Source organism: Bifidobacterium catulorum, from assembly GCF_003129925.1.
Lineage (GTDB): Bacteria > Actinomycetota > Actinomycetes > Actinomycetales > Bifidobacteriaceae > Galliscardovia > Galliscardovia catulorum.
Genome location: NZ_QFFN01000003.1, coordinates 20533 through 36419, shown reverse-complemented (window position 1 = coordinate 36419; position 15887 = coordinate 20533). Strand labels below are relative to the sequence as shown.

Below are 15887 nucleotides of genomic sequence, written 5' to 3'. Positions count from 1 at the left end.
AGCAATCCTTAAGGTGGCCGCCGTATGCTGTGCCCGGTTATGGAAACAGAAGGAGCATTCATGGCATTCGACAACGGCCGCCAGCCCCGCAACCAGCAGTATCAGGATTATCAGGACGGCTACGGCCAGCAGTATCAGCAGCAGTATGCGCAGCCCCAATACGCGCAACCACAGTACACTCAGCCCCAGTATGCGCAACCACAGTATGCGCAGCCACAGTACGCGCAGCCAGGATACGACGGCCGTCCTGTCATGGACGCGCAGGCGGCCTATTCCCAGGACAGTCTCTTCAGAGCACAGCGGGTCTCGGTCACGAAGGCGTATGCGGAGATGACCGCCGGTCTTCTTGTGACGGCCGTCGTGGCCATGTTCACGCAGGTCAGCGGCCTGCTGGTCGCGTATCTTTCCGCCACGGGCGTGTTCGGATGGATCGGTCTGGCCATCGTCCAGGTGGTGATGGCGGTGGCCCTGAGCGCCAAGGTGATGTCGATGAACCCGGCCGTGGCCCGCGTGGTGTTTTACGTCTACGCCGCGTTGATGGGGTTCACGCTCAGTTCGATCTTCGCCGTGTATTCGCTGGGCAGCATCGTCATGGTGCTGGCCATGACCGCCGGATTCTTCCTGTGCCTGACCATGATCGGTCTGACCACCAAGGTGGATCTGCTGCGGTTCGGACCCATTCTCATGGTCGCCTTGCTGGTGCTGATCGTGGCGGAGATCCTTATGGCCGTGTTCATGCCCGGCCAGACGATGACTATGGTCTGCTCGGCGATCGCGTTGGTGATCTTCGCCGGTCTGACCGCCCATGACGCGCAGTTCACGCGCGCCATGTTCCAGCAGTATTCCTACGACGGCACGATGATCAGGAGGGTTTCGATCCTCTGCGCGCTGAACCTGTATCTCGATTTCATCAACTTCTTCATGAACCTGCTGCAGCTGTTCGGCTCCCGGGACTGACCGTCGGATCCATCGTCCGGAAGGCCGCTTCGCGTTTCGCCGAAGCGGCCTTCCGTCGTTTCGCGGCCGGTTCCATAATCCGGACCGTCGTTCTGACGGTTCATATGCGTGGTCTACGGTGTTCGCGTGCGAAAGAAAGAGTATGGCGGCATGGCCTGCCTGTTGCTGACGGCCATGATATGGGGATTCGCCTTCGTCTCGCAGGTCGCGGGCATGGATTCGACGACCCCGATGTTCTTCAACGCCGCGCGGTTCACGTTGGGAGCGATCTCCCTCCTACCCATTCTGCTGATGCGGAAAGGCGGACGGAGGGGACTCCCCCATGCCCACGGGACGGGCTCGCCGGCGCATGTGGCGGCGGTGGCCGCGTTATGCGGGCTGGTGTTGTTCGCGGCGAGCACCCTGCAACAGTACGGCGTCCTCTACGGCCGTTCCGCGGGAAGGGCGGGGTTCATCACCGCGCTGTACATCGTCATCGTGCCCCTGCTGGCGTGGGTGTTCCTGCACAGGCGCATCGGCCTGTTCACAATCGTGAGCGTGGGACTGGCCGTCATCGGCTTCTACCTGCTGTGCATGGCGAACGATTCGGGGACGCTGACCTTAGGCGACGCCATGGTGTTCGTCTCCGCGCTGCTGTTCGCCGCGCACATCCTGCTCATCGACACGCTCGCCTCGGACATCGACCCGATCCTGTTGTCGTTCGGCCAGTTCATCGTCACGTCGGCGCTCAGCTGGTCCGGTTCGCTGATCGAGGGATCGGTGAACTGGTCGGGTGCGGCCGCCGCATGGATGCCCATCCTGTATGCGGGAATCGGCTCGGTGGGCGTCGCCTACACCCTGCAGGTTGTGGGACAGCAGTGGGTGCCGCCGACGCGCGCGTCGCTGATCATGTCGCTGGAGTCGTTCTTCTCCGCCGTCGGAGGGGCTCTGCTGCTCGGCGAGGTGATGACCGGACGGGGGTATCTGGGATGCGTGTTGATCTTCGCGGGCACCATGCTCGCCCAGATCCCGGCGAAGACGCCCCGTGAGGCTGTGGATGCGGCCGCCCCACGCTGACGGTGTACTGGGGAAAACGATGATGGCGGCGGGCGTCCATCGTCGAACGCCCGCCGCCATCATTCAGGATTCGCGTCCGATGCACGGCATGTATCGGACGCGAATCTTCCGGATATGAATCATTGCTGCTTCACCGGGGCCGGGACCGCCTGCCGCCTTGGCAGACGGAGCTGTCCATAGACAAGCGCCCTGGTGAAATGCCGTTCGCACAATCCGCTGGCTTCCGCCGGTGCGTCGCATCCGGCGATGGTGCATTGATGCTGCGTCATGGTAAGAACTCCTTCGCTCCTGCTCCTGCGCGCAGGCCCGCGTTGTTGCATGCCATTCGCGCATCGCGGCCGTGTCGCATTGCGGCCGCGTCATGTCCGCATCGGGGCTCGTTCTCCGATGCGCTTTACTCCAGGAGCGCCGAATACTGCTACAGCGCAAGACCCTTCGTTCCCTTCATCCGCCAACAGTATCAGCATTGCCGCATATTGTTATGGTTTTGATGCCTTTTTGACATCGAAAGGCTTTTCGCACGGCGTGTTGCGTTCGATGATGGGATGTTGCTGTGCGTTTGGACTGGAATCGGCCCGGCCGGCCACGTCATCCGTGGCCCGGCCGGCGACGACGGCTCACCCATTGAGATGCTCGATGGCGTAGTTGGCCTCATCCGCGGTGAACTTCTCACCGTCCTTGCTGGTCAGCTGGTCACGAATCGCCTCGGGCGACATGGCCATGTCCTCCTGATAGGTCTTGGCCTTGGCGAGCGCGTTGGCGTTCCAATCGGCCTTGACGTTGTCGATCGCGTATTGCGCGGCCTTTGCGGAGAACTGTCCCCCGTATTCGCTGGTCAGCTGGTCGTATACGCCCTGCTTGGACATATGCATGGTGTTGGCATAGGTTTCGGCCTGGCGCAGGGCGGACCTGTAGTCGGCTGGGACGGATGGATCCTCGCTCTTCTTCTGGCCGGTGGAGCCATCGGACGTACCCGCGCCTCCGGTCTGCGAGGATTGCGTCTGCGAGGATTGCGCCTGCGATGCGCCTGTCGTTCCATCCGTCGACGATCCGCCGCCCGTGCTGGCCGCGGCGCCGATGACGATGAGGACGACGATCAACCAGAACCACCATCTCCTCCAGAACGGCTTCTTCGGCCTCCTGTCTCGTTTCGATCCGCGCTTCGGCGCCTGATATGCGGTTCCGGGCTGTTGCGGCGTCGGCCGGCCGCCCGGCACGGGTCCGTTGTTGCTGGTCATGATTGGCAGTCCTTCTTTCTTCGAGGTCTCGTACATGGCTCAACGTACCGGTTTCGCGGCTGCGCCGTCAGTGTACGAACGGCCGTTTCGGATTGCCCGAACGGGCGATGCCGCCGGCCGCCCCGGGCAATGGCGTACGACTGGGCGAGCGTCTACGCTTGTCGGATATGACCGATCTGACAGATTCCCGGAACATGGACCCGCCCGTGGGCGTGAGGAGGCGTTGGACCGTGGCCATGGTCGCGGTCTCTATGCTCGACATGCTTGTGCAGACCGCGTATGCGTCGAACTGGTTCCGGCATACGGGATACGACCTCGGCTACGTGTGGGGCGTGGCGGGCCTGCTGATCGGGTTCGTGGCGCCGTTCCTGCTGCTGCGCCGGGGCGAGCGTCCCGTGCATGTCTGTGTGGCGTCCTGTCTGGCGGTGCTGCTGACGCCGTCCGGCTCGGCGTTGCCGCTGTTCGCCCTCGCGGGGGTTCTTGCGCGGTGTCGTGACCGTCGCGTCGTGTCCGTCTGCACGGCGTTGTCGGCGGCGTGCTGCGTCAAAGTGGAGGTCATGGACCTGCTTCGCCCGGCCGACTATTCGGTGTGGCGCTTGTTGTTCGCCCGGCCCGGCACCGGCGTCGACGGGGTTCCGGCGGTGGTGGATGCCGATTCCCTGGCCATCGTCGCGGCCGCCACGCTGTGGTCCGTCGGTACGTTCGCCGTGGCCGTCCTTTCCGGATTGCATATGCGCAACAGGACCGTGGCTGCGGATGCGGCCGCCCGTGCGGACAACGAACGCGAGCGCGCGAATGGACTGCAGACGGATCTCGATGCGCAGCGGTTCGCGGACGCGGTGGCCGCCGAGGCGCATGACACGCTGGCGCACAGCCTGTCGCTGATCGCCGTCAACGCGAGCGCGCTGCAGGCCCAGGCGACGCGGCTCGCCTCGATGCTGCGACCGGGCGACGCTGGTCATCCATCGAACGACGCCGACGATGCCATGGCCTCAGCCGCCGATCTGGCGAAACGTGCCGACGAGATTCGACGACAGTCGGCGGGGGCGCTGGATGAGGCCCATGACATCATCGACATGCTCCGGCACCCGCAGGATGCGCGGGCGATGCTGGCTCCGGACTCCGGTACCGCGCTGACACGCGAGGCGTTGTATGACGTCATCGGTTCGGCACGCTCTGCGGGTATGGCGTTGGATACGTGGATCGACATCCGGGATCTCGGTTCGCTGCATCCGGACATCGGCAAGATCGCGTTCCGTGCCGTCCAGGAGGGGCTGACGAACGCCCGTCGTCATGCTCCGGGCCAGCATGTGTCGTTGGAGATCACGGCGGAGAGGCCACATGGGGTGATCATACTGTTCACGAATGCGACGGGGCGGCCGGACGATGCCGCGGCCTCGACGGCCTTGCCGGGCACGCCTGTGGCCACGGGGACGCTCCCCCGCTCCGGAGGCAATGGGCTGCCGGGGCTCAGAGCGCGGGTGCAGCAGGCGGGCGGCACCTGCGAATACGGCTATGATGAGCGTAACGACTTCCATCTTGACGTGAAACTGCCGTTCGTGCCGCTACGATGAGGATATGCCTTCATCCATGCAGCCCGTCTCCGTTCCCACGCCGATCACGGTGGGCATCGTCGACGACGACCCGATGATCTGCCAGGCGATGCAGTTGATTCTCAACGATTATTCGCGGGGACGCGTCACCGTGACGTTCATGGCGCATGATGGCGAGGATGCCGTCGCCAAGGCACGTGAGCATCATCCGGATGTGGTGCTTATGGATATCGCCATGCCGAACGGGGACGGCATCACGGCGACGTCGCGGCTACGGCGTCTTCCCGATCCCCCGCATGTGCTGATTCTTACGTCGCTTTCCCCCAAGGGCACGGTGGAACGTGCCGCCGAGGCCGGGGCCGAGGGATTCGTGTCGAAGACGGATGCCCCGGAGGAGATCATCGACCGCATCATCAGGGTGCGCGAGGGGCGTCCGCAGTATAATCCGGCGAGTCAGCGCCAGCTGTTGGCCGATCTGCATACGCACCGGCCGATGACGCGTCGGGATGAGGCGAGGACGCTGCTGGATTCGTTGAGCGAGCGGGAACGCGAGGCGGTGCTGCTGGCCGCCGATGGTTTGACGAATCAGGAGATAGCCGCGCGCATGTTCACCAGCGAACGCACGACGAAGGCGCATCTTTCCTCGGCTTCGGAGAAGCTGTGCATGAACCGTGTGCAGCTGGCGCAGCTGGTGGGCAGGGCCGATCTGCCGTCCCCGCTGGCGTAGCGGCTTCGATTCGCCGGGCCGGAGGACGAAGGCATGGTGCCATACGTCGATTCCTCCGGCCCATGGGCCCGCGCCCCGAAGCGGCGCCGCGTGTGTCCTCGGTGCATCAGCAGGCGAAGACGTATTGGCATACGTCGATTCCGCTGAGGTGCCGAGGACACTCCGTCATCTCATTTCCTCATGAGGTTCCTCAACACGTACTGGAGAATGCCGCCGTTACGGTAGTAGTCGGCCTCGCCGGGCGTGTCGATGCGCACGACGGCGTCGAATTCGGTCTTCGAGCCGTCCTTGTGCGTGGCCGTGACGTGGACGGTCTTCGGGGTGGCGCCCGCGTTGAGCTCGTCGATGCCGTCGATGTCGTAGGTCTCGGTACCGTCGAGGCCCAGCGACCCGTAGGATTCGCCGGCCGGGAACTGCAGCGGCAGCACGCCCATGCCGATGAGGTTGGAACGGTGGATGCGCTCGAAGCTCTCGGTGATCACGGCTTTCACGCCAAGCATGAGGGTGCCTTTGGCGGCCCAGTCGCGCGACGATCCGGTGCCGTACTCCTTGCCGGCGAGGACGACGAGCGGCGTGCCGGCGGCCTTGTAGTTGAGGGAGGCGTCGAAGATGGTGGACGGCTTGCCGGTGGTGAAGTCGTAGGTGAAGCCGCCGGGCGTCACCTCCTCGCCCACCGAGGCGAGCAGCTGGTTGCGCAGTCGGATGTTGCCGAAGGTGCCGCGGACCATGATCTCGTGGTTGCCTCGACGGGAGCCGTAGGAGTTGAAGTTCTTCGGCTGCACGCCGCGCTCGGTGAGGTACCTGCCGGCGGGGCTGGACGCCTTGAACGCGCCGGCCGGGGAGATGTGGTCGGTGGTGACGGAGTCGCCGAGCAGGGCGAGCACGCGGGCGCCGTGGATGTCCTTCACCGGGTCCGGGGTGGCGTTCATGCCGTCGAAGAACGTCTGCCTGCGCACGTACGTGGATTCCGGATCCCATGCGAAGAGCTCGCCTTCGGGCACGTCGAGGCCCTTCCAACGGCGGTCGCCGTCGAAGACGGAGGCGTAGTCCTTGAGGAACATCTCGCGGTTGACGGTGCCGTTGACCACGGCTTCGACCTCGGCGTTGGTGGGCCAGATGTCCTTGAGGTAGACGTCGTTGCCGTCGGCATCCGTTCCGAGCGGCTGGGTCGCGAAGTCGAAGTCCATGGTGCCGGCGAGCGCGTAGGCGATGACGAGCGGCGGGGACGCCAGGTAGTTCATCTTGACGTCGGGGCTGATGCGGCCTTCGAAGTTGCGGTTGCCGGAGAGCACGGCGGTGACGGTGAGGTCGTTGGCGCTGATGGCTTCGCTGATCTCGGGCAGCAGCGGGCCGGAGTTGCCGATGCAGGTGGCGCAGCCGAAACCGACGAGCTGGTAGCCGAGGGCGTCGAGGTCGTCCTGCAGGCCGGCGGCCTTGAGGTAGTCGGCGACGACCTGCGATCCGGGGGCGAGGGAGGTCTTGACCCAGGGCTTGGGCTTGAGTCCCTTGGCGTGGGCGTTGCGGGCGATGAGGCCCGCGGCGATCATGACGCTCGGGTTGGAGGTGTTGGTGCAGGAGGTGATGGAGGCGATGGCCACATCGCCGTTCTCCAGGTCGAAGTCGCCGCGGAACGAGGTGGAGACGGGGACAGGCTCCGTGACGGTCTTGTCGGTCTCGTAGGCGGGCAGGGTGTCTTCGAATGTCTTCTTGGATTCGGCGAGCGTGATGCGGTCCTGCGGGCGCTTGGGTCCTGCGATGGAGGGCACGACGTCGCCAAGGTCGAGTTCCATGTATTCGGAGTACCGAGGTTCGACGTAGTCCGGGTCCTTGGCGTCGCCCCACAGCTTGTTGGCCTTGGCGTAGGCTTCGACGAGCGCGACCTGCTCCTCGCTGCGGCCGGTGAGGCGCAGGTAGTCGAGGGTGACGTCGTCGATGGGGAAGATGCCGCAGGTGGAGCCGAATTCGGGGCTCATGTTACCGATGGTGGCGCGGTTGGCGAGCGGCACCGAGGCAATGCCTTCGCCGTAGAATTCGACGAATTTGCCGACGACTCCGTGCTGGCGGAGCATGTCGGTGATGGTGAGGACCACGTCGGTGGCGGTGACGCCTTCGGGGATGGAGCCGGTGAGCTTGAATCCTACGACGCGGGGCACAAGCATGGAGATGGGCTGGCCGAGCATGGCGGCTTCGGCCTCGATGCCGCCGACGCCCCAGCCGAGTACGCCGAGTCCGTTTTCGGTGGTGGTGTGGGAGTCGGTGCCGACGCAGGAGTCGAGATAGGCGAGCGTGTTGCCGTTCTCCTCGGCGCGGGTCATGACCACTTTGGCCAGGTATTCGATGTTGACCTGGTGGATGATGCCGGTCCCCGGGGGCACGACGCGGAAGTTGCGGAACGCCTGCTGGCCCCAGCGGAGGAACTGGTAGCGTTCGCCGTTGCGCTGGTATTCGATGTCCATGTTCTGCTGGACGGCGTCGGCGAGCGCGTATTTGTCGATCTGCACGGAGTGGTCGATGACCATGTCGGACTGGACCTGCGGGTTGATGACCTCGGGATCGCCGCCGAGCTGCTTGACGGCGTCGCGCATGGTGGCGAGGTCGACGATGCAGGGCACGCCGGTGAAGTCCTGCATGACGACGCGGCTGGGCGTGAACTGGATCTCGTGGCTGGGTTCGGCGTCCGGGTCCCAGTCGAGCAGGGCCCTGACGTGCTCGTCGGTGATGTTGGCGCCGTCGATGTTGCGCACGAGGTTCTCGACGAGCACCTTGAGCGAGTACGGCAGATGGTCGATGCCGGGCAGGTCGGCGATGGAATAGTAGTCGAAATCCTTGCCGGCAACGTTCAGCCGGGCAAGTTGATCGTCATGGATGGACATACGACCTCCGTGAATTACGAAATCATTAACACATTAGTTCTAGCGTGTTTTTGTTTCGTGTGTAATAATGCGCCCGATTTTTGGGACGACGATGATGCAGACCACGAAGATCGCCGCGGCGACGGCGAGCGCGACGGCGGTGGCCGTGAGCGTCCTGCCGGCGGGGATGATGAGGGCGAAGAAGTTCGCGACGAAGGGGATGAACATGCCGATGACGCCTGCGGCCGCGAAGAACGCCACGAGTCCTCCCCGCCAGGAGCGCAGCGGCCGGGCGACGCGGGCGAGCACGAACACGCCCATGAGGAACAGGATGATGGCGCTTGTGGCGCGCATGGCGTCGAGGTCGTCGGGGCGTGAGAGGTCCCATCCCATGGCGTGCGGCACGATCCATGCGCAGAGCAGCACCGACAGGCCGGTGGCGATGCCGCCGGGCAGGGCGAAGGCGACGACGCGGCGGAGGAACCCCGGGATGTATCGGCGGGTGTTGGGCGCGAGCGCGAGGATGAACGCCGGCATGCCGATGGTGAGCGCGCCCACGTAGGTGATGTGCCGGGGAAGGTACGGGTAGGGCATGGCGGTGAGCACGACGCCGAGGGAGATGATGGCCGAGTAGACGGTCTTGACGAGGAACAGGCTGGCGACGCGTTCCATGTTGGCCATGACCTGGCGCCCGCGGGCGACGACGTCGGGCAGGTGGGAGAATTTCGAGTCGACGAGCACGACCTGGGCCACGGCCTTGGCGGCGGGAGCGGCGTTGCCCATGGCGATGCCGAGGTCGGCCTCCTTGAGGGCGAGCGTGTCGTTGACGCCGTCGCCGGTCATGGCCACGGTGTGTCCGCGCCGGTGCAGGGCCTGCACGATGGCCTTCTTCTGTTCGGGCAGGACGCGGCCGAGCACGTCGACGCGTTCCAGGGTTTCGGCGAGCGCGTCGGGATCGGTGATGTCGGGCAGTTCGCGGGCGTCCATGTACCGTGGCGGCTCGTCGCCGGTGAGCCGCACCTTGCCGGCGATGGCGGCGACGGTGCGCGGGTTGTCTCCGGAGATGAGCCGGCATCGCACGCCCTGTTCGCGGAACCATGCGAGGGTCCTTTCCGCGTCGGGCCGGATTCGCTCGGAGCAGACGACCAGGGCGACGGGCTCCGCGTCCGGCAGCGGCCGCGGGTCGGAATCGGACCATGCCCCGGGGCCTTGGATGGAATCCGGGACGGTGTGCGCCCGGGCGAGCAGCACCACGCGGCTGCCTTCGGCGGCGATGGCGTTCGCCCGGTCGAGGATGTCGTCGTGGGATTCCCTCAGGCAGGACAGCAGCACTTCGGGGGCGCCCATGTACCATGCCGTCGCCCGGTCGCCGCGCCCGCCGGATCCGATTTCCACGGCGCTCCATTTCCGTGCGGAGGAGAACGGCACGCGCGCCGCGACCTTGCCCGCGGTCACGCCCCGCTCCCCCAGTCCGTCGAGGATGGCCCTACCGGTGCCGTTGGGCCGTTCCTCGTTCGCCAGGTCGAACAGCGCCTGTTCGGCCAGGCGTCTCGCTTCGTCCGATGCGTCGCCGTCGAGCATCTCCACCCGGTCGAAGGCGATGCCGCCGTCGGTGATGGTGCCGGTCTTGTCGAGGTTCAGCGCGTCGACGCGGGCGAGCGTCTCCACGGATTCGAGCTCCTGGACGAGCGTGTTGTGCCGTGCGAGCCGCATGGCGGCGACGGCGAAGTTGAGCGATGTGAGCAGCACGAGACCTTCGGGGATCATGCCGACCACGCCGGCGACGGCGGAGACCACGGCCTGACGCCATGCGCCGGTGGATACCGCGGCGTCCCATCCGCCGACGGTGTTCAGCTGCGTCCAGATCAGCAGGGCGCACAGCGGCACGACGAGGAACGTCATGAACCTCAGTATCGTGTCGATGCCGGCGTTGAGGTCGGAACGCGTCTTTTTGTAGACCTTCGCCTCGGCGGCGAGGCGGGCCGCGTAGCTGTGCTCCCCCACCGCGGTCACGCGGCCGAGCGCCATGCCGGCGACGGCGGTCGAACCCGAGTACGCGGTGTCTCCCACGGATTTGCGTACGGTCCTCGATTCGCCGGTCAGCATGGACTCGTCGAGTTCGAGCCCCCATGAAGCCGTCAGCTCCATGTCGGCGGGGATCTGGTCGCCCGACCGTATCCACAGCAGGTCGTCCCTGACTATCTCGTCGTGCGCGATCTCGACGTCGTCTCCGTCGCGGCGGACGAGGTATTTCGCGGCGACGAGGATCGACAGCCGGTCGAGCGTGCGCTTGGCCTTGAGTTCGGTGACGATGCCGATGCCGGTGTTGATGATGATGACGAACCCGAACACGGAGTCGCGCCATTGGCCGGTGAGCAGCACCATGACCATGGCCACGGCGATGATTGCATTGAACAGTGTGAACACGTTCGCTCGGATGATCTGCGACACCGACCGCGACGACTCGTCCCTCACGGTGTTGGCCTCGCCCCGCTCCATGCGACGTCTTACATCCTGCCCGGTAAGTCCCGTCATCGTCACCGCGGGCATCGTCCCCCTCTTCCCGCTCATTCCAGCGTCCCCGTCAGCATCACGTTCATGTCCTTGGCGTGCGGTTTGTCGTCGATGACGGTCATCAACGCGTCGTCGATGCCGTATGCGCCGCCTTTGGGCGTCGAACCCTGGGCGACGATATGGAACCGTGCGGCGTACAACGTTCGGTCGTCCGGGGTGATGGAGCTTTCCAGCAGCACGACGGGTATGCCGGCGCGCCGCGCATCGTCGAGCGCGTCCTGCCAGCCGGACGGGTCGTCCACGCTGATGACGATGACCTTCACGTTGCGTTGGACGAATCCCTCGACGGATTTCCTCTGGCTGCCGGCGTCGGTGTTGGCCGCGGCGTAGAACGGCTGCATGTCGTTCGCACGCATCGATCGGAGGACGGCCGAGTTGCGTTTGGCGTTGCCGGGGCTGGCGCTGCCGACGAAGCCGACGCCGATGTCGTGCCTATCCACGCCGTCGTGCGCGATGGCCTCCGGCGTCTCCTGGGTGTCTCCCACCGCCTTGTCCTTCGGCATGCATCCGGAGAGCGGCAGCAGCGCGCCGACCGCCAGCAGACAGGCCAGCGTTCTCACGATTCGTCGTATTGTCCATCGTCCGTTCATCGTTCTCATTGTACGAGGGCGTCGGAGAACCATCGTCGCCGCGACGGAACCGCTACGGCATGGCCATATTCCGCGTGACGGGGTCGACGCCGGATCAGCGGACGAAGAGGGCGATGGTCTCGACGTGGTGGGTGTTCGGATAGATGTCGTGCCCTTTGATGTATGCGATGTCGTAGCCGAGGCCGGTCAGCGTGGCGGCGTCGCGGGCGAGGCTGGCCGGGTCGCAGGCCACGTAGACCACGGAACTGGCGCCGGATTCGGCGATCTGCTCGCATACGCGGCGTTTGGCGCCGGCGCGCGGCGGATCGAGTACGACCACGTCGGGATGGGCGAGACGTCCGGGCACATGCCGCAGGGTTTTCGACACGTCGCCGATGAGCGCATGCACGTTGTCGATGCCGGCGGCCCCGAGGTTGCGGCGCGCATTGCGCACGGCGGTCTTCGCGCCCTCGATGCTGAGCATGCGCGTGCGTTTCGCCGTGGCGGAGGCCAATGGCAGGGTGAACAGGCCCGAGCCGGAATACAGGTCCCACAGGACGGCGTCGTCGGTGCCGTCGAGCTGTCGGCGGACCAGATCGACGACCTCGTCGGCGAGCACGTTCGGCGCTTCGCGGTGCACCTGCCAGAAGCCGCCGGCATCGACGGTGTACGAGTATTCATGGCCGTCGTCGAGGACCATGGCCTCGGTGAGATTCCGGGTGCCGGAACGCAGTTCCCCGTCGACGAGGATGGCGTGGTTCGTGGGGGCCGCCGCGGAGGATCGTGGTTCGGGGACCGCGATGCGGATCCGTGCGCCGGGTTCGAAGCCCCCGTCCCATACGTGCTCGGCTTCGGCCACCGCGTTCAACGCGTCGGAGGCGAGGGGCATGGAGTCCAGCGGCACACGCACGTGCGATTCGCGGCGGCGCATGGACGGACGCCCATCGTCGTCGGCGATCATTTCGATGCGGGTGCGCCAGCCGAGGCCATGGCGCGCCGCGTCGTCGGGCACGCCGACGACCGGCACATCCACCTCCACATGGCCGAGACGCTTCATCTGGTCTCCGATGGATGCGGATTTCCACCGTAATTGCCCGGGGACGGAGACGTGCACCATGTCGGCGCCGCCCACCCCGCCGTCCCATGCGAGCGGGCCGGCCAGCGGCCATACGGGGTCCACGCGGTCGTCGCTCGCCTCCAGCACCTCGACGACCTCGCCGGTCCAGAACCGGTCGTCGCGGTCATGCGGCTCGTCGAGGCGCACGTTCACCAGTTCGCCGGGCAGGGCGAAGCGGACGAACACCACACGGCCGTCGATGTGGGCGATGCAGCGTCCCTGATCGGCGTACCGTTCGATACGGACTTGGGAAGTCATGAATTCCTTTCCTCGGCGAGGCGATGCCGGTGCAGCGGGGTGGCGATGACCAGCCACGAGACCCAGATGGCGGCGGCGAACAGGGGGATGCCCATGACGAGCCTCGCGGTGCCGAGCCAGCCGACGTGGTTGGTCAGGTACATGGGCACCTGTATGCCGAGACGCAGCGCGAACACGGCGATCCACAGGCCGCTGACCGTCATGTACGCCCTGAGCAGCGGGCCGTCGGAACGCCACGCTTGCAGCCAGTCCCGGAAATGGCCGGTCGCGGGATTGCGCACGAACTCCACAAGCACGCCGATGCCGGGGATGCGCACCGCCACCGATACGGCGAGCACGACGATCCAGAACGCGTTGACGAGGAAGCCGGGCAGATAGTAGTTGCGGGCATCGTGGCTGAGCCACGCCCAGACGAGGCAGATGGCCACCGACATCACACCGGTGAGCGCGCCGAGCACGGACTGCCGCTGGAGCAGCCGCACGACGACCTGTACGACGGCGACGGCGGCGGACGCCATGACCGTCAGTCGCAGGTCCCGTGTGGCCACGAACAGGACCACGAACACCACGCCCGGCAGCATCGATTCGATGACGCCGCGCGGCCCTCCGATCGCGCCGATGACGGAGAAGTCCTCGTCCGCCAGCGATGCCAGTCCGCTGCGGTTCCCCGTGCGACCCGTCGCATGGTCCGGCATGGGGGCTGTATCGTCGGCACCGTCATGCCGTTCGTTCATCGTCACCTGCCAGGCCGCCTATCGGACCTCGGAGAACAGCGGACCGCGGCGGAGCGTGGTCTGGGTCTCGGTCTGCACGGTCTTGGTGAGCGGGCCGTCGGGCTTGCCGGGGACGTCCTTCCTCGCATCGTCGGCGGATTTCTCGGCCTCGGCCTGCTTGGCGCGTTCGGCCGGGCCGATGGGCGCGTGCATGGGGATGAGGTCGCGCGGGGCCAGCGGCTCCTCGCCACGGTCCACGACCATGTCGGAGAAGTACTTGTCGAGCGTGGCCTTCTCGTCGTTGTCGCCGTCGAATTCGGCCGACGGGCCGGTGAAGATGCCGCGGAGCATCCAACGCGGGCCGTCTACGCCGACGATGCGGGTGTCGAGCGTCTTGTCCTTGACCTTCACCGGCAGGCGCAGCTCGGTGCCGAACACGCCTTCGACCTCCTCGGCGCCCTCGTTGGCCGTGAGCAGGTCGGCGCGCACGTCGTCCCACAGGCCGTACGACTTCGGCGCGGCGAACGCCTCCATCTCCAGGCTGGACCCTCCAAGCGTGATGGTGGCACCGAGCACGGCGCCGGTCTTCCGGGCGCCCTTGAGGCGCAGTTCGATGCCCTGCAGGAACGGCAGGTAGAGGGAGCCGATGTCAAGGTAGTCGTCGTAGTCGGGGATGTTCTCGTCGTCGACGTCCCATGGGCCGCGGTCCACGCCGCGCTCGCCCTCCCCCGGGTTCGCGTCCTTGGTTTCCCCGGTCTCGTCGACATCGTCCATGATGCCCTCGGCCTCGTCGACGTCCTTGGTCTCGACGCCCTTGGACGCCTCGTCGGCGTCGTGGTGCTTCCTGCCGAATCCGAACAGTCCCATTGTCCCTCGTTTCGTCACATGCGTGAATGTACCGTATACAGCTTAATGGTCCGCCGGGTCAATTATGTGATTGCCCGTATTCCGACATCGCTCACCAGCCGCGATCAAGCAAACAACCGGTTTGCATATGGGGGTATAATATGGCCCGCAACACGTTGAACGTTCCGCTCGCCGTCCAAGGGGAATCCATGCCGCTCCAATCACCGAACCAGTCCGAGATGCCGCCCGTGCCGATGCCATCGCTCCCGGCGCAGCCGTCCCCGGTGCCTCCGGTGCTGATGCCATCGGGGAACGCGCCCGTCGGCGACACGCCCGCCGGGGATGGCGACGATGCGGGACACCGACGGATCATGCCCGTACTCGCCGCGGCCGTGGCGATCGTGGCGCTGCTGGCCGTGGGCACGTTCCTGTTCACCCGGCATCAGACCATGGCCATGGCCGACACATGCCGTCAGGAGCAGGACCGGCTCACCGGGCTGGCCGCCACGCTGGGCAGGACCATGGACACGGCCAGGGACGCCGCCGGAACCGACGCCTCGAAGCTCGACGACGCCGCCACCCTCACCACGTTGAAGACCGCCATCGACGGTACCGCAACCCCCGACGCCGCCAAGCTCGACTGCGGCGCCGACCAGCCGTTCCGCGACCTCAAGGCGAATGCGGAGAGGCTCAAGGAACTCGCCGACACGGCCGAGAAGGACAACGGCAGGCTGGCAAAAGCCGTGGACGCCGTGACCGCCAGCCGCGACGGCAAAAGCCTGGCCGACTCCAGAAAATCACTGAACGGCTCCATCGCCAAGGCCGAGTCCATCCTCGCCAAGGCCAGGAACAACGTGACCGACCGGAGCACCATCACCGCCCTGCAGACCAGCATCGACAACGCCAAAAAGGTGGCGGACAGCGACTCACCGAGCCTGAACGACGTCACACGTGCGAACAGGGAGCTCACCGCCGCCATCAACAAGGTCAACGGCTCCATGACCGCCAAGCAGAACGCCGACCGCGCGCTCCAGCAGCGGCAGCAGCAGGCCCAGCAGGAGCAGCGGGCCGAACTGCAACAGCAGCAATCGCAAAGCCAAAGCCAGTCGCAAAGTCAAAGCCAGTCGCAGGGCGGCACACAGCAGGCAGGAGGCATCCCGAACGGCGCGTACTCTTTCGTGGCGCCGGTCGGCGGAGCACGAAACAGCGTCTCCGTCGTCGGCAACAGGGCCACCGTGACCGAAGGGAAGTCAATCGTCAGCCCCGATCGCTGGACACGCACGGTCTACACCATCTCCGGCAGCGGCCCGACATACACCTTCACCGCTTCCAACGGGAAGACACAAACCTACACCTACGACGCCAACGCCCATACGCTGACGGATTCCTATGGACTCGTTTACCAAAAGGTAGCCGGCTGACGTAGC

Annotated in this window: 13 protein-coding genes; 5 read left to right on the top strand and 8 right to left on the bottom strand. The window is 65.8% G+C overall.

All coding sequences use genetic code 11. The features are described 5' to 3' along the window. Positions 1–60: 60 nt before the first annotated feature. Both DF200_RS02065 and DF200_RS02060 read left to right on the top strand, forming a co-directional pair. Complete coding sequence (locus DF200_RS02065; protein ID WP_109136637.1) at positions 61–957, top strand: Bax inhibitor-1/YccA family protein; 897 nt, start codon at positions 61–63, stop codon at positions 955–957. Between the two features lie 150 nt (positions 958–1107). After that, positions 1108–2013 carry a DMT family transporter gene (locus tag DF200_RS02060; RefSeq protein ID WP_170112470.1) on the top strand — a complete coding sequence of 302 codons (906 nt, stop codon included), beginning with the start codon at positions 1108–1110 and terminating at the stop codon, positions 2011–2013. Between the two features lie 119 nt (positions 2014–2132). Here DF200_RS02060 and DF200_RS02055 read toward each other — a convergent pair whose 3' ends face one another. Then, positions 2133–2282, bottom strand: coding sequence for a hypothetical protein (locus DF200_RS02055; RefSeq protein ID WP_241520087.1), 150 nt, complete (start codon positions 2280–2282; stop codon positions 2133–2135). Positions 2283–2630: 348 nt separating this feature from the next. Further along, entirely contained in the window at positions 2631–3251 is a 621-nt protein-coding gene (locus DF200_RS02050) for an Ltp family lipoprotein (protein ID WP_109136635.1), read from the bottom strand. A gap of 167 nt (positions 3252–3418) precedes the next feature. On the opposite strand from DF200_RS02050, the gene DF200_RS02045 reads away from it, so the two are divergent. Further along, complete coding sequence (locus tag DF200_RS02045; protein ID WP_158275747.1) at positions 3419–4825, top strand: sensor histidine kinase; 1407 nt, start codon at positions 3419–3421, stop codon at positions 4823–4825. A 4-nt stretch (positions 4826–4829) separates the two neighbouring features. Further along, positions 4830–5531, top strand: coding sequence for a response regulator transcription factor (locus DF200_RS02040; protein WP_193903106.1), 702 nt, complete (start codon positions 4830–4832; stop codon positions 5529–5531). Positions 5532–5701: 170 nt separating this feature from the next. On the opposite strand, the gene acnA is transcribed toward DF200_RS02040, so the two are convergent. The 6 genes from acnA to DF200_RS02010 form a co-directional block, all read right to left on the bottom strand. Then, positions 5702–8404 carry an aconitate hydratase AcnA gene (acnA, locus tag DF200_RS02035; RefSeq protein ID WP_109136632.1) on the bottom strand — a complete coding sequence of 901 codons (2703 nt, stop codon included), beginning with the start codon at positions 8402–8404 and terminating at the stop codon, positions 5702–5704. A gap of 39 nt (positions 8405–8443) precedes the next feature. Then, a complete protein-coding gene (locus DF200_RS02030) occupies positions 8444–10954 on the bottom strand; it encodes an HAD-IC family P-type ATPase (protein ID WP_439098304.1) in 2511 nt (836 codons plus the stop codon). Further along, positions 10951–11517 (bottom strand): substrate-binding domain-containing protein, encoded by a 567-nt coding sequence (locus DF200_RS02025; protein WP_158275746.1) that lies wholly within the window; start codon positions 11515–11517, stop codon positions 10951–10953. Before DF200_RS02025 ends, DF200_RS02030 begins: the two co-directional genes overlap by 4 nt. A gap of 124 nt (positions 11518–11641) precedes the next feature. Continuing rightward, on the bottom strand, positions 11642–12901 hold the full coding sequence (locus DF200_RS02020) for a class I SAM-dependent RNA methyltransferase (protein ID WP_109136629.1): 1260 nt from the start codon (positions 12899–12901) through the stop codon (positions 11642–11644). Then, the gene (locus DF200_RS02015) at positions 12898–13596 is read right to left on the bottom strand and encodes a DUF3159 domain-containing protein (protein WP_109136628.1); all 699 of its coding nucleotides are present in this window, start codon (positions 13594–13596) and stop codon (positions 12898–12900) included. Before DF200_RS02015 ends, DF200_RS02020 begins: the two co-directional genes overlap by 4 nt. 57 nt (positions 13597–13653) lie before the next feature. Continuing rightward, a complete protein-coding gene (locus DF200_RS02010; RefSeq protein WP_109136627.1) occupies positions 13654–14481 on the bottom strand; it encodes a DUF3710 domain-containing protein in 828 nt (275 codons plus the stop codon). 140 nt (positions 14482–14621) lie between these two features. Between DF200_RS02010 and DF200_RS02005 the strand changes: the two genes are divergently transcribed. Beyond that, entirely contained in the window at positions 14622–15881 is a 1260-nt protein-coding gene (locus DF200_RS02005; protein WP_109136626.1) for an FIVAR domain-containing protein, read from the top strand. The last annotated feature ends 6 nt before the right edge of the window (positions 15882–15887 follow it).